General features: G+C 59.7%; 24 protein-coding genes. 14 read left to right on the forward strand and 10 right to left on the reverse strand.

Annotation, left to right across the window (positions count from 1 at the left end):
• Nucleotides 1-52 precede the first annotated feature (52 nt).
• Nucleotides 53-3,691, forward strand: coding sequence for a DUF2339 domain-containing protein (locus H9Q10_RS06680; RefSeq protein ID WP_197903183.1), 3,639 nt, complete (start codon nucleotides 53-55; stop codon nucleotides 3,689-3,691).
• An 80-nt stretch (nucleotides 3,692-3,771) separates the two neighbouring features.
• Here the strand turns inward: H9Q10_RS06680 and gloA are convergent, their stop codons facing one another.
• Together gloA and H9Q10_RS06690 are read right to left on the reverse strand one after the other, a co-directional pair.
• Nucleotides 3,772-4,167: a lactoylglutathione lyase gene (gloA, locus tag H9Q10_RS06685; RefSeq protein ID WP_197903184.1), complete on the reverse strand. Its 396-nt coding sequence runs from the start codon at nucleotides 4,165-4,167 to the stop codon at nucleotides 3,772-3,774.
• A gap of 165 nt (nucleotides 4,168-4,332) precedes the next feature.
• Nucleotides 4,333-5,667, reverse strand: a complete 1,335-nt coding sequence (locus H9Q10_RS06690; protein WP_197903185.1) for a replication-associated recombination protein A — start codon at nucleotides 5,665-5,667, stop codon at nucleotides 4,333-4,335.
• Between the two features lie 319 nt (nucleotides 5,668-5,986).
• Here H9Q10_RS06690 and H9Q10_RS06695 point away from each other — a divergent pair, with 319 nt between their 5' ends.
• The 6 genes from H9Q10_RS06695 (at nucleotide 5,987) to H9Q10_RS06720 (ending at nucleotide 12,057) form a co-directional block, all read left to right on the forward strand.
• Nucleotides 5,987-6,733: a rhomboid family intramembrane serine protease gene (locus H9Q10_RS06695; protein WP_197903186.1), complete on the forward strand. Its 747-nt coding sequence runs from the start codon at nucleotides 5,987-5,989 to the stop codon at nucleotides 6,731-6,733.
• An 80-nt stretch (nucleotides 6,734-6,813) separates the two neighbouring features.
• On the forward strand, nucleotides 6,814-7,305 hold the full coding sequence (folK, locus tag H9Q10_RS06700; protein WP_197903187.1) for a 2-amino-4-hydroxy-6-hydroxymethyldihydropteridine diphosphokinase: 492 nt from the start codon (nucleotides 6,814-6,816) through the stop codon (nucleotides 7,303-7,305).
• Nucleotides 7,306-7,429: 124 nt separating this feature from the next.
• Nucleotides 7,430-8,089, forward strand: coding sequence for a deoxynucleoside kinase (locus H9Q10_RS06705; protein WP_197903188.1), 660 nt, complete (start codon nucleotides 7,430-7,432; stop codon nucleotides 8,087-8,089).
• Between the two features lie 429 nt (nucleotides 8,090-8,518).
• On the forward strand, nucleotides 8,519-9,685 hold the full coding sequence (sucC, locus tag H9Q10_RS06710; RefSeq protein ID WP_197903189.1) for an ADP-forming succinate--CoA ligase subunit beta: 1,167 nt from the start codon (nucleotides 8,519-8,521) through the stop codon (nucleotides 9,683-9,685).
• A gap of 10 nt (nucleotides 9,686-9,695) precedes the next feature.
• Nucleotides 9,696-10,586 carry a succinate--CoA ligase subunit alpha gene (gene sucD / locus H9Q10_RS06715; RefSeq protein WP_197903190.1) on the forward strand — a complete coding sequence of 297 codons (891 nt, stop codon included), beginning with the start codon at nucleotides 9,696-9,698 and terminating at the stop codon, nucleotides 10,584-10,586.
• Nucleotides 10,587-10,728: 142 nt separating this feature from the next.
• Nucleotides 10,729-12,057 (forward strand): L-cystine transporter, encoded by a 1,329-nt coding sequence (locus H9Q10_RS06720; protein WP_197903191.1) that lies wholly within the window; start codon nucleotides 10,729-10,731, stop codon nucleotides 12,055-12,057.
• Nucleotides 12,058-12,123: 66 nt separating this feature from the next.
• Here H9Q10_RS06720 and H9Q10_RS06725 read toward each other — a convergent pair whose 3' ends face one another.
• A complete protein-coding gene (locus H9Q10_RS06725; RefSeq protein ID WP_420841849.1) occupies nucleotides 12,124-12,501 on the reverse strand; it encodes a rhodanese-like domain-containing protein in 378 nt (125 codons plus the stop codon).
• Nucleotides 12,502-12,792: 291 nt separating this feature from the next.
• Complete coding sequence (locus H9Q10_RS06730; protein WP_197903193.1) at nucleotides 12,793-13,131, reverse strand: carboxymuconolactone decarboxylase family protein; 339 nt, start codon at nucleotides 13,129-13,131, stop codon at nucleotides 12,793-12,795.
• 200 nt (nucleotides 13,132-13,331) lie between these two features.
• On the opposite strand from H9Q10_RS06730, the gene H9Q10_RS06735 reads away from it, so the two are divergent.
• Nucleotides 13,332-14,225: an AraC family transcriptional regulator gene (locus H9Q10_RS06735; protein ID WP_205229552.1), complete on the forward strand. Its 894-nt coding sequence runs from the start codon at nucleotides 13,332-13,334 to the stop codon at nucleotides 14,223-14,225.
• A gap of 181 nt (nucleotides 14,226-14,406) precedes the next feature.
• Here H9Q10_RS06735 and H9Q10_RS06740 read toward each other — a convergent pair whose 3' ends face one another.
• The gene (locus H9Q10_RS06740; protein ID WP_197903195.1) at nucleotides 14,407-15,066 is read right to left on the reverse strand and encodes a hypothetical protein; all 660 of its coding nucleotides are present in this window, start codon (nucleotides 15,064-15,066) and stop codon (nucleotides 14,407-14,409) included.
• Between the two features lie 276 nt (nucleotides 15,067-15,342).
• Between H9Q10_RS06740 and H9Q10_RS06745 the strand changes: the two genes are divergently transcribed.
• The 5 genes from H9Q10_RS06745 (at nucleotide 15,343) to H9Q10_RS06765 (ending at nucleotide 21,227) form a co-directional block, all read left to right on the forward strand.
• Nucleotides 15,343-15,744, forward strand: a complete 402-nt coding sequence (locus H9Q10_RS06745; protein ID WP_197903196.1) for a hypothetical protein — start codon at nucleotides 15,343-15,345, stop codon at nucleotides 15,742-15,744.
• 197 nt (nucleotides 15,745-15,941) lie between these two features.
• A complete protein-coding gene (efeU, locus tag H9Q10_RS06750; RefSeq protein ID WP_197903197.1) occupies nucleotides 15,942-16,796 on the forward strand; it encodes an iron uptake transporter permease EfeU in 855 nt (284 codons plus the stop codon).
• Nucleotides 16,797-16,821: 25 nt separating this feature from the next.
• Nucleotides 16,822-18,009, forward strand: a complete 1,188-nt coding sequence (gene efeO, locus H9Q10_RS06755; protein WP_197903198.1) for an iron uptake system protein EfeO — start codon at nucleotides 16,822-16,824, stop codon at nucleotides 18,007-18,009.
• A 131-nt stretch (nucleotides 18,010-18,140) separates the two neighbouring features.
• Nucleotides 18,141-19,436: an iron uptake transporter deferrochelatase/peroxidase subunit gene (gene efeB / locus H9Q10_RS06760; RefSeq protein ID WP_197903199.1), complete on the forward strand. Its 1,296-nt coding sequence runs from the start codon at nucleotides 18,141-18,143 to the stop codon at nucleotides 19,434-19,436.
• Nucleotides 19,437-19,625: 189 nt separating this feature from the next.
• Nucleotides 19,626-21,227, forward strand: a complete 1,602-nt coding sequence (locus H9Q10_RS06765; RefSeq protein ID WP_197903200.1) for a tannase/feruloyl esterase family alpha/beta hydrolase — start codon at nucleotides 19,626-19,628, stop codon at nucleotides 21,225-21,227.
• Between the two features lie 62 nt (nucleotides 21,228-21,289).
• Here H9Q10_RS06765 and glyQ read toward each other — a convergent pair whose 3' ends face one another.
• The 5 genes from glyQ to minC all read right to left on the reverse strand — a co-directional run bounded on the left by glyQ (nucleotide 21,290) and on the right by minC (nucleotide 25,201).
• The gene (gene glyQ, locus H9Q10_RS06770; protein ID WP_197903201.1) at nucleotides 21,290-22,189 is read right to left on the reverse strand and encodes a glycine--tRNA ligase subunit alpha; all 900 of its coding nucleotides are present in this window, start codon (nucleotides 22,187-22,189) and stop codon (nucleotides 21,290-21,292) included.
• 119 nt (nucleotides 22,190-22,308) lie between these two features.
• The gene (locus H9Q10_RS06775; protein WP_197903202.1) at nucleotides 22,309-23,229 is read right to left on the reverse strand and encodes a hydrogen peroxide-inducible genes activator; all 921 of its coding nucleotides are present in this window, start codon (nucleotides 23,227-23,229) and stop codon (nucleotides 22,309-22,311) included.
• A 3-nt stretch (nucleotides 23,230-23,232) separates the two neighbouring features.
• Nucleotides 23,233-23,505 (reverse strand): cell division topological specificity factor MinE, encoded by a 273-nt coding sequence (minE, locus tag H9Q10_RS06780; protein WP_197903203.1) that lies wholly within the window; start codon nucleotides 23,503-23,505, stop codon nucleotides 23,233-23,235.
• A gap of 3 nt (nucleotides 23,506-23,508) precedes the next feature.
• The gene (gene minD, locus H9Q10_RS06785; protein ID WP_197903204.1) at nucleotides 23,509-24,321 is read right to left on the reverse strand and encodes a septum site-determining protein MinD; all 813 of its coding nucleotides are present in this window, start codon (nucleotides 24,319-24,321) and stop codon (nucleotides 23,509-23,511) included.
• 151 nt (nucleotides 24,322-24,472) lie between these two features.
• Nucleotides 24,473-25,201, reverse strand: a complete 729-nt coding sequence (minC, locus tag H9Q10_RS06790) for a septum site-determining protein MinC (RefSeq protein WP_197903205.1) — start codon at nucleotides 25,199-25,201, stop codon at nucleotides 24,473-24,475.
• A gap of 309 nt (nucleotides 25,202-25,510) precedes the next feature.
• Between minC and ruvC the strand changes: the two genes are divergently transcribed.
• Nucleotides 25,511-26,047, forward strand: a complete 537-nt coding sequence (gene ruvC, locus H9Q10_RS06795) for a crossover junction endodeoxyribonuclease RuvC (protein ID WP_197903206.1) — start codon at nucleotides 25,511-25,513, stop codon at nucleotides 26,045-26,047.
• The last annotated feature ends 194 nt before the right edge of the window (nucleotides 26,048-26,241 follow it).

Below are 26,241 nucleotides of genomic sequence, written 5' to 3' on the forward strand. Positions count from 1 at the left end.
ACCCAATCATTTTCAGGTAGCCTGCGGCGGCCTGGCCAAAACGAGGTGTGATATGGCTTTCATCGTGATGTTGCTGCTGTTGGGGTTCGGCGCGCTGCTGGTGATGGTGTTTCAAAACCGCATGCAGCAGCAGGAGCTGGCCGAAAAATTATCTTGGCTGCAAACGGAAGTGGAAAAACTGCGCCGCCGCCAGCCACTGCCGGAGCACAAGCCGCCTGAAAGCGAACAAGCCGGGCTTTATTCGAGCGCGCAAGGCCGGCCCGGCTCCGATACGCCCGCCGCGCCGCAGCCCGATTTCAGCGGCTGGCCGTACAACCCGGACGTGCCCACTTCCGTCGCAATCTCCGCAGCGCAGCCCAATCCGGCCGCATTCGAACGCATCCCGCCCGCTGCGGAAAATCCCGCCCAACCTGCCCACACCGTCCACCTGCCCGCCGATATCCGCGCGGCAGAGCCTTCCGTGCATCCGGTTGCCGCTTCTTCCGCAGCCGAGCCGCAAACCATTTCAGGTAGCCTCACGCCCGATGCGGCCGCCGCCCCATCCCATCCGCAAGCTGCCGTTTCCCCAGCCGCTTCTGCTTCTGCCTCTCAACGCGCCCCCGTGGCTTCTGGCAGCAGCGTGATGCCGGGCAGCCGACCGGGTACGGTGAGAATCCGCAAACGGGCGCAGCAGGGCGAGCCGCATCCGGCGCCAACGCCTGCCCAGTCGCGCGAACAGGCTGCGGCGCGTGCGCCGTCTGCCGAAACAAGCCAAACGGCAAGCCAAACCCGCCGTGCTGCACGCCGCCCCGAACCGCGGCAGGAAAGTGCGTTTGCTCCGCTGATCGATTGGCTGATGCACGGCAACCTGCTGCTGAAAACCGGCATTGTGGTGCTGTTTTTGGGGCTGGTGTTCCTGCTGCGTTTTGCTTCGGAGCGGATTCATGTGCCGATTGAAATGCGTTATCTCGGCGTGATGGGCTCCGGCTTGGCTGCGGCCGTGGCGGGCTGGGTGTTGCAGCGCCGCCGCCGCGAATACGGCCTGATTTTGCAGGGCTTCGGCATGGCGGTGATGTATCTCACCGTGCTGGCGGCGGTGAAGCTGCATCCGCTGCTGCCTTCGGGCACGGCCTTTGTGCTGATGGTGGCGCTGGTGTGTGCGATGGCGCTGATGGCGGTGCGGCAGGATGCCAAAATCATGGCGCAGGTGGCGCTCATCGGCGGGTTGGCCGCGCCGATGCTGGTGTCGGACGGCAGCGGCAGCCACGTGGTGCTGTTCACTTATCTGGCGCTGCTCAACACTGGTGTGGCTGCCATCGCCCGCTTTAAAACCTGGCGCAGCCTGAACCTGATCGGCTTTGTCGGCACGCTGGTCATCGCGCTGATGTGGGGCACTTCGGAATACACGGTGGAGCGCTTTGCCAGCACCGAGCCCTTCCTGCTCTACCACTGGCTGCTCTACACGCTGGTGGCCTGCCTCTACGCGCTGCACCGCCGCGAGGCCGCGGAAGAACACCCCGTGCCCGACAATGCGGATTTGGGCGAGCTGGCCGACAGCCTGCTCAGCCACGGTATGATTATCGGCGCGATAGACGGAACGCTCTTGTTCGGCACGGCCGCTGCGGCGTTTGTCCTGCAATACCACATGCTGCCCGAGGGCGCGAACAGTTTGGCGGCGGGCGCCTCGCTCGGCTTTGCCGCGGTTTATACCCTGCTGGCGGCCTGGTTTACCGGCAGCCGCGATTTCCCGCTGCTGCGGCAGGCGCTGGGCGCGCTTTCTCTGGTCTTTATCACGCTGGCAGTGCCGCTGGCCTTTGAGCAGGCAGCCACGGTATCGCTGTGGTCGCTGGAGGCGGCGCTGGTGTATATTTTTGCATTGCGCCAGCAAAGGCCGCACACGCGCTTTTTGGCGGTGGTGGTGTATGTGCTGTCGCTGTGCGCATTGCTGTTTGGCGATGAGTTGGGCTGGCAGATTGTGGGTGAAGAAAATGTGCCGCTGCTTATCGGCCCGTTGGTGCCAACATTGGTGGGGAGTTCGGCCGGTTTGGCAATGTATGCTGCTTGGCTGCGGTGGCGATTCCGTGGTTCAGCCTATTGGGAAAGCTGTGCCCTGCGCGGCGCTTTGGGTGCAGGACTGCTGCTCGCGGGGCTGTTGCCGTTGATGTGCCTGACGTATGATTGGGCAATGGTGGCTTTGGCCGCATTGGCTTGGGCAGCGATGCGGGTGCAGGCGGTGTTGCAGGATGCGTTTGCGCCCAAACCGTTGGCCGCACTTTCAGGTAGCCCCTCCGATGAAGGCGGGGCAGATGAAGATGCGGATGAGGCAGACGAATCTGCCTGGCTGCCCGGCAGCGGCTTGTTTGCAGTGGCAGCAGTGAGCTGGGGGATGCTGTCGCTGCTGTTGTTGGCGGTTGTGTCCGACGGGGAAGGCTGGCTGTCCACTATCTGCTGCTTTGCCGCCACGATATTGCTGGGTGCGGCGGCCTATGCTTTGCACCGCCAGGGCGATGCATGGCTACCTGAAAGCGAACAGCCTCTGCGCAGCAAAAACAGGCGCGGCAGGCAGCACAATACCGCCCGCCCGCGCAGCCTGCTGCTGCACCAAAGCGTGGGCTGGCTGCTGCTGGGCATGGCGCTGTTCGGCACGGTGCTGTCTTCGGCCAGCCTGCTGAACCGCCTGCCGGATGTTTGGGCGGATACGGCGCGGCTGTGGTATCTGCCGCTGCCGTTCGCGCTGTGGGCGGCGGCGGTGTCTTGGCTGGATTGGCGGCAGGGCAGGCGGGCGCTGTTGCTGCTGATACCGCTGATGCCGTGCCAGGCGGTGTGGCTGGGCGGCTGGCTGAACCGCGTGGGTTTTGCGCCGTATGCGTTTTCAGGTAGCCTGATGCTGGTGCTGCTGGCGCTTTTGCTGATTTGGGTGCTGCGTTTGCAGGATTTCCGCGTGCGGGAAGCGGCGCCGATTTGGGGCGTGCCGGCGTTTGCACTGTGGGCGGTGCAGGCCACAGGTTTTGCGGGCATGTTGGGTGGCGAAACGCTGCCGGGCGTGTGGGCGCAGTTGGCTTGGCTGGGGCTGCCGCTGGCTTTGTGGCTGCTGTTTTACTTGGCGCGGGAGCGGGATACGCTGCGGCCTTATGTGGCGGTGTGCTCGCTGCTGTGCGGGATGTATGCGCTGCTGTGGCTGGTGGGCAATAATGTGCTGGAGCCGCGCGCGGTGGCGCCGCTGGGCTATTGGCCGCTGCTCAATCCGATGGATTTGGCGGGGATTGCGGTGGGGGCGCTGTGGCTGAAGAGCGCGGAAATGTGGCAGGAGGAGTTTGAGTTGGAGGGCGAGGGGCTGCGCCTGCATTTGGCGGGCTCGGTGCTGGCGGGCTTAACGCTGGTGAGCGGGGCGGTGTTGCGGCTGTGGTATTTCTATATGGGGGTGGAATGGACGCTGCCGGGCATCATGGCTTCGTTTGGTTTGCAGGCGGCGCTGTCGATTGTGTGGGCTTCGACGGCGATCGGGCTGATGGTGTCGGGCCACCGCTCGGGGCGGCGCATCCGCTGGATGGCGGGCGCGGGGCTGATGGGCTTGGTGGTGCTGAAGCTGTTTACGGTGGAATTGGGCGGCAGCGGGGGCATTGCGCGGATTGTGTCGTTTATCGGCGTGGGCTTGCTGTTGCTGCTGGTGGGCTGGTTTGCGCCGGTGCCGCCGAGGGAGGGGGAGGATTAGCGGGGTTTGTTTAGGCAAAAAGGCTACCTGAAAACTGTTGATTGGTTTTCAGGTAGCCTTTTTTTGCCGACGGTAAGGGTTTAATCTTGGCGGCCGTGTTTTTGGATGAATTCGATTTTGTAGCCGTCGGGGTCTTCCACGAAGGCGATTACGGTGTTGCCGTGTCTCATGGGGCCGGCTTCGCGCACGACTTTGCCTCCTTTGGCGCGCACGGCGTCGCAGGCGGCATAGGCGTCTTCCACTTCGATGGCGATGTGGCCGAAGGCGTTGCCGAGGTCGTAGGAATCGGTGCCCCAGTTGTGGGTGAGCTCGATCACGGCGGTGTCGTCTTCTTCGCCGTAGCCGACGAAGGCGAGGGTGAAGCGGCCTTCGGGGTAGTCTTTGCGGCGCAAAAGGCGCATGCCGAGCACGTCTTGATAGAAGGCGAGGGAGGTGTCGAGGTTGCCGACGCGCAACATGGTGTGGAGGAGGCGCATGGTGGGTTCCTTGTGTGGGGTTGGAATGGGAGGGGATTGTAGCAAAAGATAAGGGCTACCTGAAAAATACTTCGGCTTGTTTTTAGCTTTGCAGAAATTCAGCCTTGGCTACGCCAATACATCGGTCCACTGCGTTGAAGCTTGCGCTTTCAGGTGCCTTTGGTGTTATTCACTGCTTCCGTTGTTTTCGGCGGCTTCGTCGAGGCTTTTGAGCCAGGCGAGTTTGTCGGCGATTTTGGCTTCGAGGCCGCGTGGGGCGGGCTGGTAGAAATCAGGCTCGGGCAGGCCTTCGGGCATATAGGTTTCGCCGGCGGCGTAGGCGTTCGGTTCGTCGTGGGCGTAGCGGTAGGCGCGGCCGTAGCCGAGCTCTTTCATGAGCTTGGTGGGGGCGTTGCGCAGGTGGATGGGCACTTCGGCGCTGCCGTTTTGCTTCACGAACTGGCGCATTTGGTTGTAGGCGCTGTAGCCGGCGTTGGATTTGGCGGCGGCGGCGAGGTAGAGCACGGCTTGGGCGAGGGCGAGCTCGCCTTCTGGGGAGCCGAGGCGTTCGTAGGTTTGGGCGGCGTCGTTGGCGATTTGCAGGGCGCGTGGGTCGGCTAGGCCGATGTCTTCCCAGGCCATGCGGATGATGCGGCGGGCGAGGTAGCGGGGGTCGGCGCCGCCGTCGAGCATGCGGCAGAGCCAGTAGAGGGCGGCGTTGGGGTGGGAGCCGCGCACGGATTTGTGCAGGGCGGAGATTTGGTTGTAGAAGCTTTCGCCGCCTTTGTCGAAACGGCGGATTTGGCTGCCGAGGCTGTCGGCGAGGAAGTCGGCGGTTAGGGTGCGGATGTGGCGGGTTTGGGCGGCGCGCAGGAGCTGTTCGAGCAGGTTGAGCAGGCGGCGGGCGTCGCCGTCGGCGGTGTGCAGCAGCAGGGTTTCGGCGTTTTCTTCGATGGTGAAGCCGCTGTATTCGGGCAGGGCGAACACTTTGCGGCTGAGCCGGCGCAGGTCTTCGGTGGAGAGGGGCTGGAGGGTGTACACCTGGGAACGGCTGAGCAGGGCGGGATTGACTTCGAAAGAGGGGTTTTCGGTGGTGGCGCCGATGAAGGTGAAGAGGCCGTTTTCCACATAGGGCAGGAAGGCGTCTTGCTGGGATTTGTTGAAGCGGTGTACTTCGTCTACAAACAAAATGGTGGCCTGGCCGCGCTGGAGGGCGAGCTCGGCTTTGTTGACGGCTTCGCGGATGTCTTTGATGCCGGCGAACACGGCGGATACGGGCAGGAATTGGGCGTTGAAGCTTTGCGCCAGAATGCGGGCGAGGGTGGTTTTGCCCACGCCGGGCGGCCCCCATAACAGCATGGAGTGGGGCTGGCCGCCTTCCACGGCCACGCGCAGGGGTTTGCCTGCGCCGATGAGGTGCTGCTGGCCGACGACGTCGTCGAGCGAATGGGGGCGCAGGCGTTCGGCCAGCGGGGCGGCGGGGGCGCGGGAGAAGAGGTCGGGGGCGGTGGAATCAGTCATAACAGGCTACCTGAAAGCGCAAGCTTCAACGCAGTGGACCGATGTCTCGGCGTAGCCAAGGCTGAGTTTCTGCGAAGCTAAAGCGTTAAGCTGCAACGAAGTTAAAATGAGCGGAGTGAGTTTCGCTGAAGCTAAAACGGAATGGCCGGATGAGGGCGGGTTGGCGACAGGTGGGATTTTAGCAAATTCTGCGCGGTGGCTTGTGGTATCATGCGGCGCTGCTTGCGCGGGCTGCGTTTCAGGTAGCCTCTGGCGGGCGCAATTGGATGATCCGCGGCAGCCCTTGGCGGGCTGTTGTTTTTGCATATTGATGGGTTTTATGAAATTTCGTTCTTCTTTAGCGGTGCTGTATGGTTTGGTGGGGCTGAATGTGTTGGCCTTTGTGCTGATGCAGTTGCCGGGTTTGCCCGATTGGGAAACGATTGGCTCGCTGTGGCCGATGGCACATCCCTACTACCGCCCTTGGCAGTGGCTGAGCCATTTGTTTCTGCACGCGAGTTTGACGCATTTGCTGTTTAACATGATTGTGTTGTGGTCGTTTGCGCCGCCGCTGTTGGAGCGTTTCGGCGCGTGCCGTTTCCTGCTGCTGTATCTGGCCAGCGGGCTGGCGGGGGCGCTGCTCTACACGGGTTGGAACGAATACTTGATTGCCGGCGGGGTGCGCAATGTGGCCGAGCAGCTGGGGCTGGATGCGGCCACGGTGCGATCGGCGCTGGTTTCGGGCGGGCTGCCGAACGTGCCGGAGGGCTTGGCGCGGGCGTTTTACACGCACCTTTTGGGGGCTTCTGGCGCGGTGTTCGGCGTGCTGGCGGCGTTTGCGCTGTGTTATCCGAATGCGCCGCTCACGGTTATGTTTCTGCCGATGCGGATCAAGGCCAAGCATCTGGTGCCGGTGGCGGTGGGCTACGAGCTGTTTGCGCAGTTTGGCGGCGTGTCGCTGTTCGGCGACAACATCGCGCATTTGGCGCATGTGGGCGGGGCGGTGTGCGGTTCGCTTTTGGCCTGGTATTGGCTCAGCAGCCGTGAGCCGGTGTCGTTTGCGGATTACCGCAACCGGCGGCTATAGGGCAAGTTTTCAGGTAGCCTTGGGCAGTGATGCGGGCTACCTGAAATTTAATGGTTGGATTTGAATAGCAGGAAGCAAATATGAAACAGGCCATCATCGCGCTGGGCAGCAATCTGGAGCAGCCCGAGCGGCAGCTGCAAGCCGCGCTGGATAAGCTGGCCGCGCAGCCGCAAATAGAAGTGCGCGCCGTATCGTCGTTTTACCGCACCGCGCCGGTGGGCTATGCCGAGCAGCCCGATTTTGTGAACGCCGTGGCGCTGCTGGCAACGGATTTGCTTGCAAGCGAGCTGTTGGCGCTGCTGCAAAGCATCGAGGCCGCCGCCGGCCGCGTGCGCACCTTCCGCAATGCCCCGCGCACTCTGGATTTGGATATCATCGACTACGCCGGCCAAACGCTTGCCGCCCCCGATTTGCAGCTGCCGCACCCACGCGCCCACCAGCGGGGCTTCGTGATGATCCCCCTGGCCGAAATCGCCCCGCAGCACCTCCTGCCCGGGCAAACCGCCACCGCCGCCGAGCTGGCCGCCGCATTGGGCAATGAAGGCGTGCAGCGTATCGGAGCGGGCGGTTAAACTTTATTTTTAGCTTCGCAGAAACGCACCTCGTTCGTTTTAACTTCGTTGAAGCTCATGCTTTCAGGTAGCCTCAGATGGCGGCAGCAAAGGCTACCTGAAAACTCCAAACAGAAAGCCAAGCATGCAAACAGACTACCGCTACATCGTTGTAGAAGGCCCCATCGGCAGCGGCAAATCCCCGCTCAGCCGCAAGCTGGCCGAGCACTTCGGCTGCACCCTCCTCAGCGAGCAGCCCGAGCAAAACCCCTTCCTCGAGCAGTTCTACCTCAACGCCGCCAACCACGGCCTCGCCACCGAGCTCTACTTCCTGCTGCGCCGCGCCGAAGTGCCCAAGCTCATCGCCGAAGCCGACGAAATCGGCAATGCCAACCACGGCATGCAGCGCGTGGTGAGCGACTTCTTGCTGGAAAAAGACCAGATATTCGTGCCCACCATCCTGCGCGAAGACGAACAGGCGCTGTATTGGCAGCTCAAGCAGAAAGTGATGCCCGAAATCCCCGTGCCCGATTTGGTGATTTACCTGCAAACCAGCGCCGGCGCCGCCGAACAGCAGCTGCGCCAGCGCGGCGACAACCACATCAACCTCTTCCCGCCCGGCTACCTCCAGCAAATCCACGACGAATACCACCGCTATTTCTACCTTTACGACCGCGCCCCGCTGCTCATCGCCAACACCGACGAACTCGATTTCGTGGACAACCCCGAACACTTCGAGCTCCTGTTGCACGCCATCGCCAACCTGCGCGGCAGCCGGCATTACCTCAACCTGAGCGAACGTTAAAGGCGAACGTTTAAAACGTTTGGGCAGGCTACCTGAAAATTTCAGGTAGCCTTTTGCCAAACAGGCTACCTGAAAAATCCGGCAAACGATTCGGTCGTGAAGATCGGCCAACAAGCAATGCGGCATCGGCTCTCCTTGTCGTGCTGCTTACTGCCAGCGGCTCGTTGCTTGGCTTTTTGCACGGCTATATTTTCAGGTAGCCTTTTCCCTGCCTGCGGCATAAACCGCCCTTTGTTGAAGCGTTTTTGCAAAGAAAGGCTCAAGCCGAAAAATCCACCGCGTATTTACTTGTTCTAACATAATCGCCCAGCGGAGGATTGCGGGTTTTCGTCTATACTTCGGCCTGCATGATCAAAGCTGGATTGAAATTTAAGCGTTGCGCTCGCCATGAGCCGCAAACTTTGTTTAACCTAAACTGAGGGAACTTTGATGAACCTACATGAATATCAAGCAAAAGAGCTGCTTGCCGGCTACGGCTTGCCCGTGCAGGGCGGCATTTTGGCCGTGAACGGCGAGGAAGCCGCCGCCGCATTCGACAAGCTGGGCGGCAAATTTGCCGTGATTAAGGCTCAGGTGCACGCCGGCGGCCGCGGTAAGGCGGGCGGGGTGAAAGTGGTGAAAAGCCGCGAAGAAGCCAAGCAGGTGGCCGAAAGCCTGATCGGCACCCATCTGATCACTTATCAAACCGATGCCAACGGCCAGCCGGTAAACAGCGTGCTGGTGTGCGAGGATATGTATCCGGTGCAAACCGAGCTCTACCTGGGCGCGGTGGTGGACCGTGCCGCGCGCCGCGTGGTGTTCATGGCCTCTACCGAGGGCGGCGTGGAAATTGAAAAAGTGGCCGCCGAAACCCCGGAAAAAATCTTCAAAACGGTGGTGGACCCGCTGGTGGGCCTGCAGCCCTGCCAGGCGCGCGAAGTGGCCTTCAAGCTGGGCTTGAAAGACAAACAGGTGAGCCAGTTTGTGAAACTGATGACCGGCGCCTACCAAGCCTTCATCGAAAACGACTTCGCCCTGTTTGAAATCAACCCGCTGAGCGTGCGCCAAGACGGCAGCCTGGCCTGCGTGGACGCCAAAGTAGGCATCGACGGCAACGCCCTGTACCGCCTGCCGAAAGTGGCCGAGCTGCGCGACAAATCGCAGGAAAACGAGCGCGAGCTGAAGGCTTCCGAATTCGACCTGAACTACGTGGCCTTGGAAGGCAACATCGGCTGTATGGTAAACGGTGCCGGCCTGGCGATGGCCACCATGGACATCATCAAGCTCAAAGGCGGCCAGCCGGCCAACTTCCTGGATGTGGGCGGCGGCGCCACCAAAGAGCGCGTGGTGGAAGCGTTTAAGCTGATTTTGGAAGACAAATCGGTGAAAGGCGTGCTGATCAACATTTTCGGCGGCATTGTGCGCTGCGACATGATTGCCGAAGCCATTGTGGCCGCCGTGAAGGAAATCAATGTGAACGTGCCGGTGGTGGTGCGCCTGGAAGGCAACAATGCCGAATTGGGCGCCAAGATTCTGAACGAATCCGGCCTGAAACTGACTTCCGCCGACGGCCTGAATGACGCCGCCGAGAAAATTGTTGCCGCGGTAAACGCCTAAGGAGAACAGAATGAGCGTATTAGTAAATAAAGACACCAAAGTATTGGTACAGGGTTTCACCGGCAAGAACGGTACTTTCCACTCCGAGCAGGCGCTTGCCTACGGCACCAAAGTGGTGGGCGGCGTAACCCCCGGCAAGGGCGGCCAAACCCATCTGGGCCTGCCCGTGTTCAACACCATGAACGAAGCTGTGCGCGAAACCGGCGCGGATGCCTCTGTGATTTACGTGCCCGCGCCCTTCGTGTTGGATTCCATCGTGGAAGCGGTGGATTCCGGCGTGAAGCTGGTGGTGGTGATTACCGAAGGCGTGCCCACGCTTGACATGCTGAAGGCCAAGCGTTATCTGGAAACCAACGGCAACGGCACCCGCCTGGTGGGCCCGAACTGCCCCGGCGTGATTACCCCCGGCGAGTGCAAAATCGGCATTATGCCCGGCCACATCCACCAGCCCGGCAAAATCGGCATCATTTCCCGTTCCGGCACGCTGACTTACGAAGCCGTGGCGCAAACCACCAAGCTCGGCCTCGGCCAATCCACCTGTATCGGCATCGGCGGCGACCCGATTCCGGGCATGAACCAGATCGACGCGCTGAAGCTGTTTGAAGCTGACCCGCAAACCGAAGCCATCATCCTGATCGGCGAAATCGGCGGCACGGCCGAAGAGGAAGCGGCGGAATATATCCAATCCAACGTGTCCAAACCGGTTATCGGCTACATTGCCGGCGTTACCGCGCCCAAGGGCAAACGCATGGGCCATGCCGGCGCCATCATCTCCGGCGGCAAAGGCACAGCGGAAGAGAAATTCCACGCCTTCGAAAAAGCCGGCGTGGCCTACACCCGCAGCCCGGCCGAATTGGGCAGCACCATGCTGGAAGTGTTGAAAGCCAAAGGCTTGGCTTAATCCGGTTTGATTAGTTGCTGAAAAAGGCTACCTGAAAAATTTAGCTGTGCAGAAACTTCGCTGCGCTGCGTTTTCAGGTAGCCTTTTCTTTATACGGCAGGTATAGTGCCGGCCGTTATGGACACACACGAGAGAGCAAGCAATGTTGTTCTTGATTTTGGCTGTTTTCGCGCTGGGCTTGGCCGGCCTGGGCTATTTATATAAGAAGACGCAGAAACTGGGGCAAACGGTGTTTGCCGGTATGCTGGCCGGTTTGGCTTTCGGCGCGCTGCTGCAATCATCTGCCGTGCCGGAAACGATGGCGGCGGCGCTGGATTGGATCAACCTGGTGGGCGGCGGCTATGTGCGCCTGCTGCAAATGATCGTGATGCCGCTGGTGTTCGTGTCGATTTTGTCGGCAATTACGCGCCTGAACCAGGCCAGCGCCCTGGGCAAAATCAGCTTCAGCGTGCTTTCCGTGCTGCTGATTACCACAGCGATTGCCGCCTTTATCGGCATCATGATGGTGCAGCTGTTCGGCCTCACGGCGGAAGGCCTAGTGGCGGGCGAGCGCGAAATAGCGGCGCAGGCCAATGTGGTGGGGCGCGTGGATCAGGTGAGCAACCTCACCATCCCGGCCATGTTATTGTCTTTCATTCCGAAAAACCCGTTTGCCGAGCTCACCGGCGCCAATCCCACTTCCATCATCAGCACGGTGATTTTCTCCGCTTTCTTGGGTGTGGCCGCGTTGAGCCTGCGTAAGGAAGATCAGGCGCTGGGCGAGCGCATCGCGCAGGGCGTGGATACCTTAAACAAATTGGTGGGCCGCCTGGTGCGCTTCGTGATCCGCCTCACGCCCTACGGCGTGTTTGCGCTGATGGTGAAGATGGCCGCCACCTCGAAATGGACGGATATTTTAAACTTGGGCAGCTTCATCGCGGCTTCCTATCTGGCGATTATCCTGATGTTTGCCGTGCACGGCGCGCTGCTGGCTCTCTCCGGCATCAACCCGCTGGGCTACTTCAAAAAAGTGATGCCCACCTTGGCTTTTGCCTTCACTTCCCGCTCCAGCGCCGCCTCCATCCCGCTGAACATTGAAACGCAAACCGACAAATTGGGCAACCATTCCGCTATTGCCAATTTCTCGGCCACCTTCGGCGCCACCATCGGCCAAAACGGCTGCGCCGGTATCTATCCGGCCATGCTGGCGGTGATGATTGCGCCCACCGTGGGCGTGGATCCGTTCAGCGTGAGCTACATTGCCACTTTGGTGTTTGTGGTGGCCGTGTCTTCCTTCGGTATTGCCGGCGTGGGCGGCGGGGCAACCTTTGCCGCCATCGTGGTGCTTTCCACGCTCAATCTGCCGTTGGAGCTGGTGGGCTTGCTGATTTCCATCGAGCCGCTAATCGACATGGGCCGTACCGCATTGAATGTGAACGGCGCGATGGTGGCCGGCACGCTGAGTAATAAGTGGCTGAAGCTGAAAGAATAGTGAGGGCAAACAAAAACCGCATCGGCATAACCGGATGCGGTTTTTGTTTGCCTGCGGAACAGGCGGCTATTGCACGCCGGCCTGCTTCAGCGCTTCGTAGCCGCCGCGGTTTTGCACGCGGGTGTAGCCCATGCTTTCCAGCACTTGCTTGGCCGATTCGGCGCGGCGGCCGCTGCGGCAGTAGAGCTGGATGGGGGTGTGTTTGTCGGGCACGACGGCGGCAATTTGCCGGCCGATTTGGTCGTGCGGCAGGTTGTGCGCGCCTTGGATGTGGCCTTGGGCGTATTCTTCCGGGCTGCGCACATCGATCCACACGGCCTGCTGGCGGGCGGCGGCGCGTGCCGGCTGGCTGTGTTGGGCGTGGCGGTGTGAGCCGTGGGCGGATGCGGCGGATGGCAGGGCGGCAAGGAGGGCAACGGCGGCGAGGACGGGGAGTGTGTGCATGTTCATGGAGAATCCTTGGTGTGGACGGTTTAGGTTTTCAGGTAGCCTCCGGCGTTGCCGTGGAGGCTACCTGAAAGCGCTAGCTTCGACGTAGTTAAAACGAACGAAGTGAATTTCTGCGCGGCAAACAGTGAATGCGGCGGGTGGCTGCGAGATTGGGATTATGGCGGTTTAAAGTGATACGGCTCGGTTTGGCAGTGGGTGTTCTTTTGCGCGTTGGCGTGAGCCGTATCACTTTTTTCAGGTAGCCTCAAGCGCGGCGGCAAAGGCTACCTGAAAATGTTTCGCCGCTTATTCGCGGTTGGCTTCCACGGCTTCCATGGCGCGCAGCGAATAGGTGTAGGCGGCACCGGCATTCAGGGAAATGGCGGTGGCGAGCGCGCCGGCGATTTCGCTTTCGGTGGCGCCGGCCTTCACGGCGGCTTGGGCGTGCACGGAAATGCAGCTTTCGCAGCGGGTGGTAACAGCCACGGCGAGGGCAATCAGCTCGCGGGTTTTGGTATCCAGCGCTTCGGCTGCGGCGGCGCTATCCAGCGCGGCATAGCCGGCCAGCATTTTCGGATGCGCTTTGCCGAGCTTGGCGAAGGATTGTTTGACGTGGGCGGCGTGTTTCTTCCAATCTAAAAACATGATGATGCTCCTTGTGTAAAATACCGGGTTGGAGTAAATATAGCCCGAACGGATTACAACATCTGTCCGGCTGCTTGATGCGGCGTATTATGCTAGCGGAAAGGGCGTGCGGCTTGCCCGATTGTCTCATTCTGTTGCCCGGCCGGATAGGCCGGCGGGCAGAAAATGCCGTGCAAAACGAAAACAGGAGGGGAGGAAACATGGATGTGTTAGATAAATTAATGTATCTGGCCAGATTACGCGGCCGGATAGACGTGTGCTGCCGCTTGGGCGGCGGCTTTCACCTCGGGCACGGCACCGAGCCGGAAACGGCGCGGCTGCACTGGGTGCTCTCCGGCAGCGGCTGGCTGCGCGTGGGCGACGGACCGGCGGTGGCGCTGCACACCGGCGACGCGGTGCTGCTGCCGTATGACACGCCGCACAGCATTGCTGACAGCCTGGAAGGTCTGCGCCAGCCGCCGGGCCGGCCGCAGCTGAGCGAACGCGGCGTGTTCACCATCAAAGACTGCGGCGGCAACAGCCTGCAGCTTTTGTGCGGGTGTTATCACTACACGCGTCATGCCGCGCTGTGGCTGGGCATGCCGGCATACCTGCTGTTGCCGCTGCCGGAAATGCGTCAGGTGGCGTTGACCATGCTGGAGGAGGCCGACGGCGCGCGCTATGGCAGCGGCACAGTGGTGAACGCACTGTCGCAGGTGATGCTGGTGGCGGTGTTGCGCCGTTATCGGCAGCAGAGCAGCGATCCGTCGTTTTTGTCGCAGCTGGCCGACCCGCGCCTGAACGCGGTGTTGCAGGCGGTGCTGGTGGCGCCGCAGGAGGATTGGCCGGTGGACAGGATGGCGGAGGTGGCTAGGCTCTCGAGGGCGCAGCTGATGCGTTTGTTCAAGTCTGTGGTGGGGGTGAGCCCGCACCGGTTTGTGTTGTCGATCCGCTTGCAGCAGGCGGCGGTGCAGCTTTCGGACAGCGCGGACACGGTGCTGCGCATTGCGCTGGACAACGGCTTTGTGTCGGAATCGCATTTCAACCGGGCGTTTAAGCAGTATTTCGGGCAAACGCCGAAGCAGTATCGGGTGACGGTGGGCAGGGCTACCTGAAAAATAGCAGCGGGATATTGGTGTTGTTGAAACCGGTGTTCTCAGGCAGCCTTTGGGCTGCCTGATTGTGTGTTTGATTGGAAACGTTCTCAAGCGGGCGGTGTGGACAAATTAAGAGGTTACCTGAAAACGGTTTTTGGTTTTCAGGTAGCCTCTTTGACTTGCCAAATCGCTTTAAGAATTAGCGTTTCTTGAATTCTTGCAGGCTGCCATCCAGTTTGAAATCAACGGAGTATTTGGCGCGCGGGGTTTCGATGGAAGAGGTAATCCAGCGGCGGGTTTGGTTGGGCACCCACAGCTGGAAGCTTACGAAATCGAGCTCGGCTTCGGTGGCTTCTACTTCTTTGGCTTTCTCGGCCCAGGTTTGGGCGATGGTGGCCACGGTGGCGAACTTAATGTCGGCCAAGGGAGTTACGTTGTGTTTCATGTCGCCACCGCCGGAAATCTGCACGGGTTGGGGCTCGCCCCACTGGCCGTTTTCGTAGGTGTAGTGGTCGATATTTTCCGGCTTGTTCGGGTCTTGCACGTCGATTTCGATGCGCGGGCGGCTGCCGCCGTAGAACTGGATATTTTGGAAGATGCTCAGGGGCTTGCCTTCAAATTGGGGCAGGGCTTTGAGCGAATCTTCGGCCGCCTGCAGGGCTTCGGCGTTGCTCAGGAAGTTGTCCATAGCAGAGGCTTCGGGCTTGCTTTCGGCTTCAGGTTTGGCGCTGTCTTGGCTTTGGGCCTGGGTTTGGCCTTCCTGTTGGGCAGGAGCCTGGCCTTCGTTTTTGCCGCCGCAGGCGGAGAGACCGAGCACGGCGGAGAGGCACAGCAGCCACAGGGCTTGTTTGGATTTCATCAGTTGATTCCTTTCTGGGTTGTTTACAAGGCAGCATTGCTGCCGGAGTGGCATTGTAAAGAATAATCGGCAGTTTTTCAAAAACGGAGCCGGGGAAAGGGCTACCTGAAAAAGGTAGGCAGCCATGTAGCCAAACGCAGCACTCGGGTGTGGTGAAGGCAGCCATGCCTTGCCCCCGTTGGACTTTCAGCTGCTGTGAAACAGCGGAGGTTTGAGGCATCGGTTTGATGGTGTATGATGAATCCATTGTGCAGGCAGCCGCTTAAGGAGGAAAGAATGATGTATGCGAAATGGGAGGGATCTATTTTTCAGGTAGCCTTTGCCGGGTTGCTGCTGGCAGGTTGTGTGATGACGCCGCAGCAGCGGGCGGCCTATGAGGCGGCGCGGGAGCGGGAGATGAAGCAGACAGCGGTGGCGCTGGCGGCGCAGTGCGACCGGCGTGCGGCGGAATTGATTGCTTTGCAGCAGGAGGATTATCTGGGTGTGCCGGATGTGCAGAAGGCCAAGCTGCGGCAGGAATATACCAGGAAGGTGACGGAACCGGGGTTTCAGGCCTGCTACCGGATGGCTTGGGAGAATTTGGTGTATCGGCAGCGCTTGGAGCAGCTGGAGCGGCGCGAGCGTCGGCGTGAGCTGGAGTGGATGATGTACCGGCCGTATTATCCGTATTGGTGGTGAGGATATTGATAAGTGTGCTAACGAAAAGGTTTTCATGCCCGGCGGCAAATAGCCGGGCTTTTGTTTTTTGCTTGTGGATTTAATTGCTTGACAGATTGTGCTGATTTTGTTCGGGTTTAATTGGGAATTGTTTGCATTTTGCCGGAAGGCGGGGATATAATCGGGCAAGTTCAAATTTGTGTAAAGGAGAGGCGGCCATGCTGATCGCCTTTTTGATTATGCTGCGCGAGGGCATCGAGGCGGCGCTGATTGTGGGGATTGTGGCCGGCTTCCTGAAGCAGGGCGGCTACCAGCGCATGATGCCGAAAGTGTGGCTCGGCGTGGCGCTGGCGGCGGGAATGTGTTTGCTGGCCGGCTGGCTGATCTACAAGGAAACCGGTGAGATTCCGCAAAAGCAGCAGGAATTTGTGGTGGGTGTGATCGGCCTGGTGGCTGTGGCGATGCTCACTTATATGGTGTTGTGGATGCAGAAGGCTTCCAAGTCGATCAAGCAGCATTTGCAGCAGTCGGTAACGGATGCGCTGAACCGGGGCAGCGGTCACGGCTGGGCGCTGGTGGGCATGGCTTTTCTGGCGGTGGCGCGCGAAGGCATGGAGAGTGTGTTTTTCCTGCTGGCGGTGTTTAACCAGAGCCAGAGCGCGGCCATGCCGCTGGGCGCGGTGCTGGGGCTGGCCGCTTCGGCGCTGGTGGGTTGGCTGATTTACCAAGGCGGGGTGCGCATCAATTTGGCGCGCTTTTTCCGCTGGACCGGCATTTTCCTGATTTTCGTGGCTGCCGGGCTCACAGCCGGGGCGTTCCGCGCGCTGCATGAGTCCGGGGTGTGGAATGTGTGGCAGGTGAACCCGTTTGATTGGTCTTCGCCGATGCCGCTGGATTGGTCGGGCGTGCTGCATGAAGACAGCCCGCTGGGCGTGTTGATGGGCGGGTTCTTCGGTTACACGCATCATCCGGTGTTGTCTGATTTTATCCTGTATTTTGCTTATCTGATTCCGGTGTTGTTCCTGTTTTTGCGCGGCAGTAAGCCGGCTGCCGTATCTTCCCAAACCTCTTAGTTTTTGCCATGTGAAAGGTCTTACTATGAAGAAACTGAATCTTACCGCTCTGGCCGTGTTTGCCGCTTTCGGTTTGGCTGCCTGCCAGCCGCCGGCTGCCGAAACCCCGAGCCAGCCCGCTGCTTCTGGCGCGTCTGCCGCTTCCGGCGCCGCAGCCACCGCCAATGCCGACGGTAGCTACAACATCGCGGTGAACGACCACGCCTGCGAGCCGATGGAAATGACCGTGCCCAGCGGCCAGGTGGTGTTCAACATCAAAAACAACAGTACCCGCAAGCTGGAATGGGAAATCCTCAAAGGCGTGATGGTGGTGGACGAGCGTGAAAACATCGCTCCGACCCTGAGCGATAAGATGACCGTCACCCTGCTGCCCGGCGAATACGAAATGACCTGCGGCCTCTTGAACAACCCGCGCGGCAAACTGGTGGTAACCGACAGCGGCTTCAAGGAAACTGCCGGCGAAGCCGATATGGAAAAACTGGCACAGCCTTTGGCCGACTACAAGGTTTACGTACAGAACGAAGCCAACCTGCTGGTTACCAAAACCACTGCCTTCGTGAACGCCGTGAAGGGCGGGCGCACCGAAGAAGCCAAAGCCATGTTTGCCGACGTGCGCAGCCACTACGAGCGCATCGAGCCGATTGCCGAGCTGTTTAACGAGCTCGACCCGGCCATCGACGCCCGCGCCGACGACTTCAAGCTCGGCGAGAAAGACGAAGGCTTCGGCGGTTTCCACCGCATCGAACACTCCCTGTGGACGCTGAACACCACCAAAGGCATGGAGCCCGTGGCCGACAAGCTCCTGGCCGATGTGCAGAAACTGAAACAGGAAATCGACATCCTCACCTTCCCGCCGACCAAAGTCGTGGGCGGCGCCGCCGTGCTGATTGAAGAAGTGGCCAACAGCAAAATCAGCGGCGAGGAAGACCGTTACAGCCGCACCGACCTGAGCGACTTCCAAGCCAACGTGGAAGGAGCGCAGAAAATCGTCGAGCTGTTCCGCCCGATGATTGCCGAGAAAGACAAAGCCCTGCTGGAAAAAGTGGATGCCAACTTCAAACAGGTTACCGACATCCTCGCCAAATACCGCAACGACAAAGGTTTCGAGCCCTACGACAAGCTCACCGAAGCCGACCGCAAAACCTTGCAGGCACCAATCAACACCCTGGCCGAAGACTTGGCCAAACTGCGCGGCATCCTCGGTTTGAACTAATCAGCCAAACCGAATGTTTGACTTAGTTTAAAAAAGCATTTTCAGGTAGCCTCTATCATCCGCGGGGCTACCTGAAATTATATTCGGCCATCCACAGGCTACCTGAAACCATTCTGCCAGAAGGAGAAATCATGAAACCCGCCGAGCAGCAACCCCAGTCCCCCTCCAAGCGCACCCTGTTCAAAGGCCTCGCCGTTGGCGCCGCAGCCGCCGGCCTCGCCGCCTGCGGCATGAGCAACGGCAGCCAAAGCAATGCCGCCTCCGGCGCCGCCCAGCCCGGCAGCGCCGATGCCGCCGGCCATTCCGACCAAAGCTTCCCCTTCTACGGCCCGCACCAGGCCGGCATCACCACCCCGCACCAACAATTCGCCATCATGGCCGCTTTCGACGTGCTCGCCAAAACCCCCAAAGAGCTCGAACACCTCTTCCGCGCCATCACCGCCCGCGCCGACTTCCTCACCAAAGGCGGCGAGCTGCAAGACGGCGATCCCAAGCTCCCCCCGCAAGGCAGCGGCATCCTCGGCAAAGTCGTGAAACCAGACGGCCTCACCATCACCCTCAGCGTGGGCAACAGCCTGTTTGACGAACGTTTCGGCCTCGCCCCCCACAAGCCCAAACACCTGCAGGAAATGAAAGACTTCCCCAACGACAAACTACAACGCGAATGGTGCGACGGCGACCTCAGCATCCAAATCTGCGCCTTCACTCCCGAAACCTGCCAAAACGCCCTGCGCGACATCATCAAAAACACCGCCCAATTCGCCGTGATCCGCTGGAGCATCGACGGCTTCCTGCCCAAAACCGAGCCCGGCACCGCCGCCCGCAACCTTTTCGGCTTCCGCGACGGCTCCGGCAACCCCGACGTGTCCGACCCCAAAACCGCCGACTCTGTTTTGTGGACCGGTGTGGCCGAAAACAGCCAAGACGAGCCCGCCTGGGCCCAAAACGGCAGCTACCAAGGCGTGCGCCTCATCCGCCACTTCGTCGAATTTTGGGACCGAACCCCGCTGCAAGAGCAGCAAACCATCTTCGGTCGCGACAAATACAGCGGCGCCCCGCTCGGCATGCAACACGAACACGACACCCCCAACTATGCCTCCGACCCCGAAGGCCGCACCATCCCCAAAGACAGCCACATGCGCTTGGCCAACCCGCGCGACCCCGAATTCATGAGGCGGCACCTGCTCTACCGCCGCCCCTTCGACTACTCGCGCGGCCTGGCCAAATCCGGCCAGCTCGACGTCGGTCTCATCTTCATCTGCTACCAGGCCAACCTCGACGACGGCTTCATCTTCGTACAGAAGCTGCTCGACTTCGAACCGCTGGAGGAATACATCAGCCCCTTCGGCGGCGGCTACTTCTTCACCCTGCCTGGCGCCGAGCAGGGCGGCTACCTCGGCCAAAGCCTGCTGGCCAACGTATTGTGAGGCACGCAAAAGGCTACCTGAAAAATTTCAGGTAGCCTTTATCGGTTTTTGCTCCGCAGAAACCCCTGTTGCTCATTTTCAGGTAGCCTTGATGGCTAATCAGGCTACCTGAAAAAGACCGGCATGGTTTTCCGAAATCCATACCGTATTGTCTGAAATCGTTGATTTTCCCACCGCAAAGGAAGCGTTATGCACCAACTTTCCCCTTTCGCCGCCATCCTGTTTTTGGCCGGCTTAAGCACCGCAGGCCAGGCCGCACCCGCACAGGGCAACGCGCAACAGCAATGCCTTGCCCTGAAAAACGCAGTCCTGCCCAACACCGCCATCACCAAAACCGAATGGTCAAACGGCGAAATCGCCGCTGATGCCATGTCTGCCTTTACGGGCGGCTCGGTCAATGCCCAGCAGGCGAAACCGCACTGCATTGTGGAAGGCGAAATCGGCGCGCGCACAGGGGCGGATGGCAAACACTACGGCACGAAATTCCAATTGAGGCTACCTGAAAACTGGAACGGCAACTTCCTGTTCCAAGGCGGCGGCGGGGTGGACGGCTTTGTCGCACCCGCCGTCGGCAACATCCCCGTGAATACCACCACCGCCACGCCTGCCTTGATGCGCGGTTATGCCGTGGTCAGCATGGACGGTGGCCACCCCACGCCCACGCCCGATTTCGGCGCAGACCAGCAGGCGCGGCTGGATTTTGCCTACCAATCCACGGGCAAAGTTACCAACGTTGCCAAGGCTTTGATTCAAAAAATGTATGCCGCCGCCCCGCAGCACAGCTACTTTATGGGCTGTTCCAACGGCGGACGCGAGGCAATGATAGCCGCCCAGCGTTATCCCTTGGAATTTGACGGCGTGATTGCCGCCAACCCCGGCTTCCGCCTCTCCCGCGCCGCCGTCGCCCAGCAGTGGGATTACCAGCAGTTTCTCAAAATCGCCCCGCGCAATGCACAAGGCAAGCCAATCCTGGCCAATGCCTTAACCCAAGCCGATTTGGATAAAGTCAGCCAAGCGGTGAAAAACCGTTGCGACGCCCGCGACGGCTTAAAAGACGGCGTGATTAACGCGTGGGAAAGCTGCGATTTCAAAGCCGAACACGCAGGTTTGCCCCGCGCCAAAACCGCCGCGCTCAAAGCCGTGATGGACGGCGCAAAAGACTCGCGCGGCAACCCAATTTACAGCGGCTGGTATTACGACACGGGCTTAAACCAGCCCGACTGGCGCGCCTGGAAACTGGGCAGCTCGCAAACCGCCCAGCCCGATGCCCGCAGCGTAACCCTCGGCGCAGGCTCGCTGACTTGGTATTTCATGACCCCCGCCGTGCCCAATTTTGATTTGGCGAAATTCGATTTCGACCGCGACACGCCCAAAACCTACCAAACCGGCGCGATTAACGATGCTATATCCACCGATTTGTCCAGCTTTAAAGCACGCGGTGGTAAACTGATTGTTTTGACAGGCGTATCCGACCCCGTGTTCTCCGCCAAAGACCAAGTGGCATGGTTCAAACAGATGAACGCCGACACGCCAAACGCCCAAAGTTTCAGCCGCCTGTTTATGGTGCCGGGCATGAACCACTGCGGCGGCGGACAGGCTTTCAACGACTTCGACCCGCTCACGCTGCTGGAAAACTGGCACGGCAAAAACCAAGCCCCCGAACGCATGGTTGCCCAAGGCAAAGCCTTCCCTGGCAAACAAATGCCGGTTTGCGCCTATCCGAAAATCGCGTTTTATACCGGCGGTGATGCAGGCAAGGCAGAAAGCTTCGAATGCCGCGAATGGCGTTAATGCCATATCGCGGAGGCAAAACAAAAGGGTTGGAATATTCCAACCCTTTTTTCGACTACCGCTTATTTGTGTTTCATCAGCGGGAAACCAAGCTTTTCGCGGCTTTCCACATATTTGTTCGCCACGGCGCGGCTCAGGGCGCGGATGCGGCCTATGTAGGTGGCGCGTTCGGTAACGGAAATCGCGCCGCGTGCGTCTAAGAGGTTGAACGTATGACCTGCTTTTAAAACCAGTTCGTAGGCGGGCAGGGCGAGGCTGGTGTCTTCCACGGCGAGCAGGCGTTTGGCTTGGGCTTCGTAGTCGTTGAATTGGCGCAAAAGCCAGTCGGCATCGCTGTATTCGAAATTGTAGGTGGACTGCTCGACTTCGTTTTGGTGGTAAACGTCGCCGTAGGTAACGGTGTTGCCGTCCAAAGTTTTCGCCCAGACGAGGTCATAGACGTTTTCCACGCCTTGCAGATACATTGCCAAGCGCTCGATGCCGTAAGTGATTTCGCCGAGGACGGGCGCGCAGTCGATGCCGCCGACCTGTTGGAAATAGGTGAACTGGGTCACTTCCATGCCGTTGAGCCAAACTTCCCAGCCCAAGCCCCATGCGCCGAGGGTGGGGTTTTCCCAGTCGTCTTCCACGAAGCGGATGTCGTGGACTTTGGGGTCGATGCCCAGTTCGCGCAGTGAATCGAGATAGAGGTCTTGGATATTGGCGGGGGCAGGTTTGAGGGCTACCTGAAATTGGTAGTAGTGTTGCAGGCGGTTGGGGTTGTCGCCGTAGCGGCCGTCTTTGGGACGGCGGCTGGGTTGCACGTAGGCGGCAAACCAGGGCTCGGGGCCGAGCGCGCGCAGGCAGGTGGCGGGGTGCGAAGTGCCGGCGCCGACTTCCATGTCGAGCGGTTGGAGGAGGGTGCAGCCTTGGCCGGCCCAGTAGTTTTGCAGTTTGAAGATGATTTGTTGGAAGGTGAGCATGGCGGTGTGGGGCGGATAAAATAATCGCGCTATTTTACTTGGTTTGCGGGTGGAACAAAATCACAGTTGAGGCTACCTGAAAAATGGTTGGGGATTTCAGGTAGCCTCTATATTGCACTTCAAGCTTCGGCAAAGCGCACGCCGGCAAGCTGGGATTGCATCACGGCCTGGCGCAGCGCCTGCAAGGCCTGCGGGCGCACGAAGTTGCGGCGCGAAGCCAGCACGATGCGCCGGCTGGGCACGGGCGGCTCGAAGGGGATGATGGAAAACAGCAGGTGGTCGTTATCCGTGAGCGAGCTGGAAGGGAGCACGCTGATGCCCATGCCGCTAGCCACCATGTGGCGGATGGTGTTGATGGAGCTGCCTTGCAGGGTGTTGGCCAGGCCGACGATGCGCTGGCGGGAAGCCAGCTTGCTGCAGCTTTCCAGCACTTGGTCGCGCATGCAGTTGCCTTCGCTCAATAGCAACACCTGCTGGTCGATCAGCTGCTGTACGGATACTGCATCCAGCTCCTCAAACTCGTGCCCCTTGGGCACAATCACGAAAAACGGCTCTTCATACAAGGGCTCGGTAACGATGCCCGGCTCTTGAAAAGGCTCGGCCACTATGATGGCGTCCAGCTCGCCTTTTTTCAGCCAGTCGGTGAGGTTGGCGGTGTAGTGTTCTTCCAGCATCAGCGGCATGCCGGGGGCGATTTTGCGCAGCGACAGGATCAGGCGCGGCAGCAGATAGGGGGCCACGGTGAAAATCAGCCCCAGCTTGAACACGCCGGAGAGCTCGTTTTGCTCGGAAGCGGCCAGGTGCTTGATGCGGTCGGCTTCTTCCAGCACGCGGTGTGCCTGCGTGATGATGCGCTCGCCGGTTTCGGTGGGCTTGACTTCGTTGCTGCTGCGGTCAAACAGCGATACCGACAGTTCTTCTTCCAATTTCTTGATGGCAATAGATAAAGTCGGCTGGCTAACGAAGCAGCGCTGGGCAGCGCGGCCGAAGTGGCGTTCTTGCGCCACCGCCACAATATAGCGCAATTCGGTTAGGGTCATGGTTTAGCCTTCTTCGCTTTTGCGCTGGATGTCGGGCAGCACGATATTGAGCTCCAACACATCCACGCCGTTTTGCGTTTCCTGCGAAATGCGGATGTCGTCGAGCGAAACATGCACGTATTTCGACAGCACCTCCAGCAATTCTTTCTGCAGGGTGGGCAGGTAGTCCGGCGCCTGCGATTTCACGCGCTCCTGCGCAATGATGATTTGCAGGCGGTCGCGGGCGATGCTGGCGGATTTGGGTTTCTTGCCAAATAGAATATCGATTAAAGACATGGCTTAACCTCCGAACAGGCGTTGCAGGAAGCCTTTCTTTTCGGCTTCCAAAAAACGCATCGGCCGGTTTTCGCCCAACAGGCGGGCCACCACATCTTTATAGGCCTCGGCCGCCGCCACGCCTTCCTGATGAATCACCGGCAGGCCGACGTTGGATGCCTGCAGGATATTCTGCGATTCGGGGATCACGCCTAAGAGCGGGATGCGCAGCACGTCTTCGATGTCTTTAACAGACAGCATTTCGCCGCTTTCCACACGCTCGGGGTTGTAGCGCGTGATCAGCAGGTGCTCTTTCACCTGTTCGCCTTTTTCGGCGCGGCGGCTCTTGCTCTGCAAAATGCCCAGGATGCGGTCGGAATCGCGCACGCTGGATACTTCGGGATTGGTGGTAACGATGGCTTCGTCGGCGAAATACAACGCCATCAGCGCGCCGGTTTCAATGCCGGCGGGCGAATCGCAAATCACGAATTCGAAGTCCATTTTTTCAGTGAGCTCGGTGAGCACGCGTTCCACGCCTTCGCGGGTGAGCGCGTCTTTGTCGCGGGTTTGCGAGGCGGGCAGGATGAAGAGGTTGTCGCAGTGTTTGTCTTTAATCAGGGCCTGGTTGAGCGAGGCTTCGTTTTGGATGACGTTGATCAGGTCGTACACCACGCGGCGTTCGCAGCCCATGATGAGGTCGAGGTTGCGCAGGCCGACGTCGAAATCGATCACGGCGGTTTTGTGGCCTTTGAGGGCGAGGCCGCTGGCGATGCTGGCGCTGGTGGTGGTTTTGCCCACGCCGCCTTTGCCTGAGGTTACTACGATGATTTTTGCCACGGTAACAGTCCTTTCTGTTCGGTGAATTTGTTGTTGAAGTTGTTTAAATGGTTGGCGGGCTGTTGAGGCTACCTGAAAAAGGCTGCCTGAAAAACGGAAAAGGGTTGGCCGCCGTTTGCGCGGTGTGTTGCGGTATATTAAATTGCGTTGGTTAAATGATGTCGCTGAGGGCGGCAATGGCGAGCCGCTCTTGCTGCAAATATATCTGTACGGCCTGGCGGTGTAGGTGCGGGGGCAGCCGCTGGTCGAAGGTGCGGTAGATGCCGGCGATGGATACCAGCTCGGCCTGCATGGATTGGGCGAAGATGCGGGCGTTTTGGTTGCCGTTGGCGCCGGCCAGGGCGCGGCCGCGCAGGGGGGCGTAAACGTGGATATGGCCGTCGGCAATCACTTCGGCGCCTTCGCTCACCATGCCTAATACGATGAGGTCGGCTTGTTCGGCGTATACCTGCTGGCCGGTGCGGATGGGTTTTTCCACCACGAGGGTAGGGCGGGCTTCGGGTTGCGGCTCGGCGGAGGTTTCAGGTAGCCTTTTTTCAGGTAGCCTGCCGGCTTCTTTCGGCTCTTCGCTGCTGCTTATGCCTTCTTCGCAAAAGGCCAGATGGTGCTCGCGGGCGAGGGTTTGCCATGCTTCGCCGCGGTGGCGCAGGGTGCCGATGGGCAGGCTGTGTTCGGCAAACAGGCCGAGGATGCTGTCTAAATCTAAATCGCCGGGTTCGCCGAATGCTTGCAGGTCGAGCAGCAGCGGCATGTCGCTGAGTTCGGCATATTGGGCTGCGCGCTCATTTAATGCTTGGCGGATGGCGGCCGGGTCGGCGCTGTTGAGCTGGATAGCCAGTGCGTCGAGGCGGGCGGATTTGATGTCGAAAGCGGGCTTCATCGCGGCGATGAGGTGTTCTGTGAGGTTTGAAACGGCTCGCAGTTTACCGTTTTATCTAGGCTTCTTCAAATTTGCGCGCCCGAACAGGGCGTATGGGCTACCTGAAAACTTGGCTGGGTATGGCCGGCTGTTTCTTGTTATCTGCCGCGTTGGCTTGCTTTATAGTACGGTTTGCGCTGCCCGCGGGCTGATGCTTGGTGGGGGAAAAGAATTTGTTTGGCTATAATGCGGCGGATCGGTTTTCAGGTAGCCTGTTTACCCGCTAAAGGCTACCTGAAAACCAGTTTGGGCAATTTGAACGGAACGACTATGCAGAAAGCAATACGGATTTTGGGCATCGACCCGGGTAGCCGGGTAACCGGATTTGGCGTGATTGATGTGGTGGGGCAGAGCCAGCGCTATGTGGCTTCCGGCTGCATCAAAACCATTCCGGGCGACGAGCTGGCCGGCCGCATCGGCATTATCGTGCAGCACATCGGCGAGATTATTGACACGTATAAGCCAACACAGGCGGCGATAGAGCAGGTGTTTGTAAACGTGAACCCGGCGGCCACGCTGATGCTGGGGCAGGCGCGCGGGGCGGCGGTGGCGGCGCTGGTGTTGCGCGGGCTGCCGGTGTACGAGTACACGGCGTTGCAGGTGAAGCAGGCGGTGGTGGGGCAGGGCAAGGCGGCCAAAGAGCAGGTGCAGCACATGGTGGTGCAGATGCTGAAGCTTTCCGGCAAACCGCAGGCCGATGCCGCCGACGGGCTGGCGGTGGCGCTCACCCATGCCTTGCGCAATCACGGTTTGGCGGCGAAATTGCAATATGGGATGCAGGTGAAGCGGGGGCGGTTTCAGCTTTAGTTTAGGGGCTTTTTTCAGGTAGCCTGTTATTTTGATGCTGGAGGGCCGGATGTGTTTTAAATTAAATTTCCAATGATACCTAAGTGTTGCGAGGATTATGCGATATTTTTATTTTTTAGTATTTGACAGTTGTAGTTTGGGTAGCGTATAGTTCGCGTCTTCGCTGCTTCCGGGCGCTGAATTGAACCTGAGCT

This window comes from Eikenella glucosivorans (genome assembly GCF_016025525.2).
Lineage (GTDB): Bacteria > Pseudomonadota > Gammaproteobacteria > Burkholderiales > Neisseriaceae > Eikenella > Eikenella glucosivorans.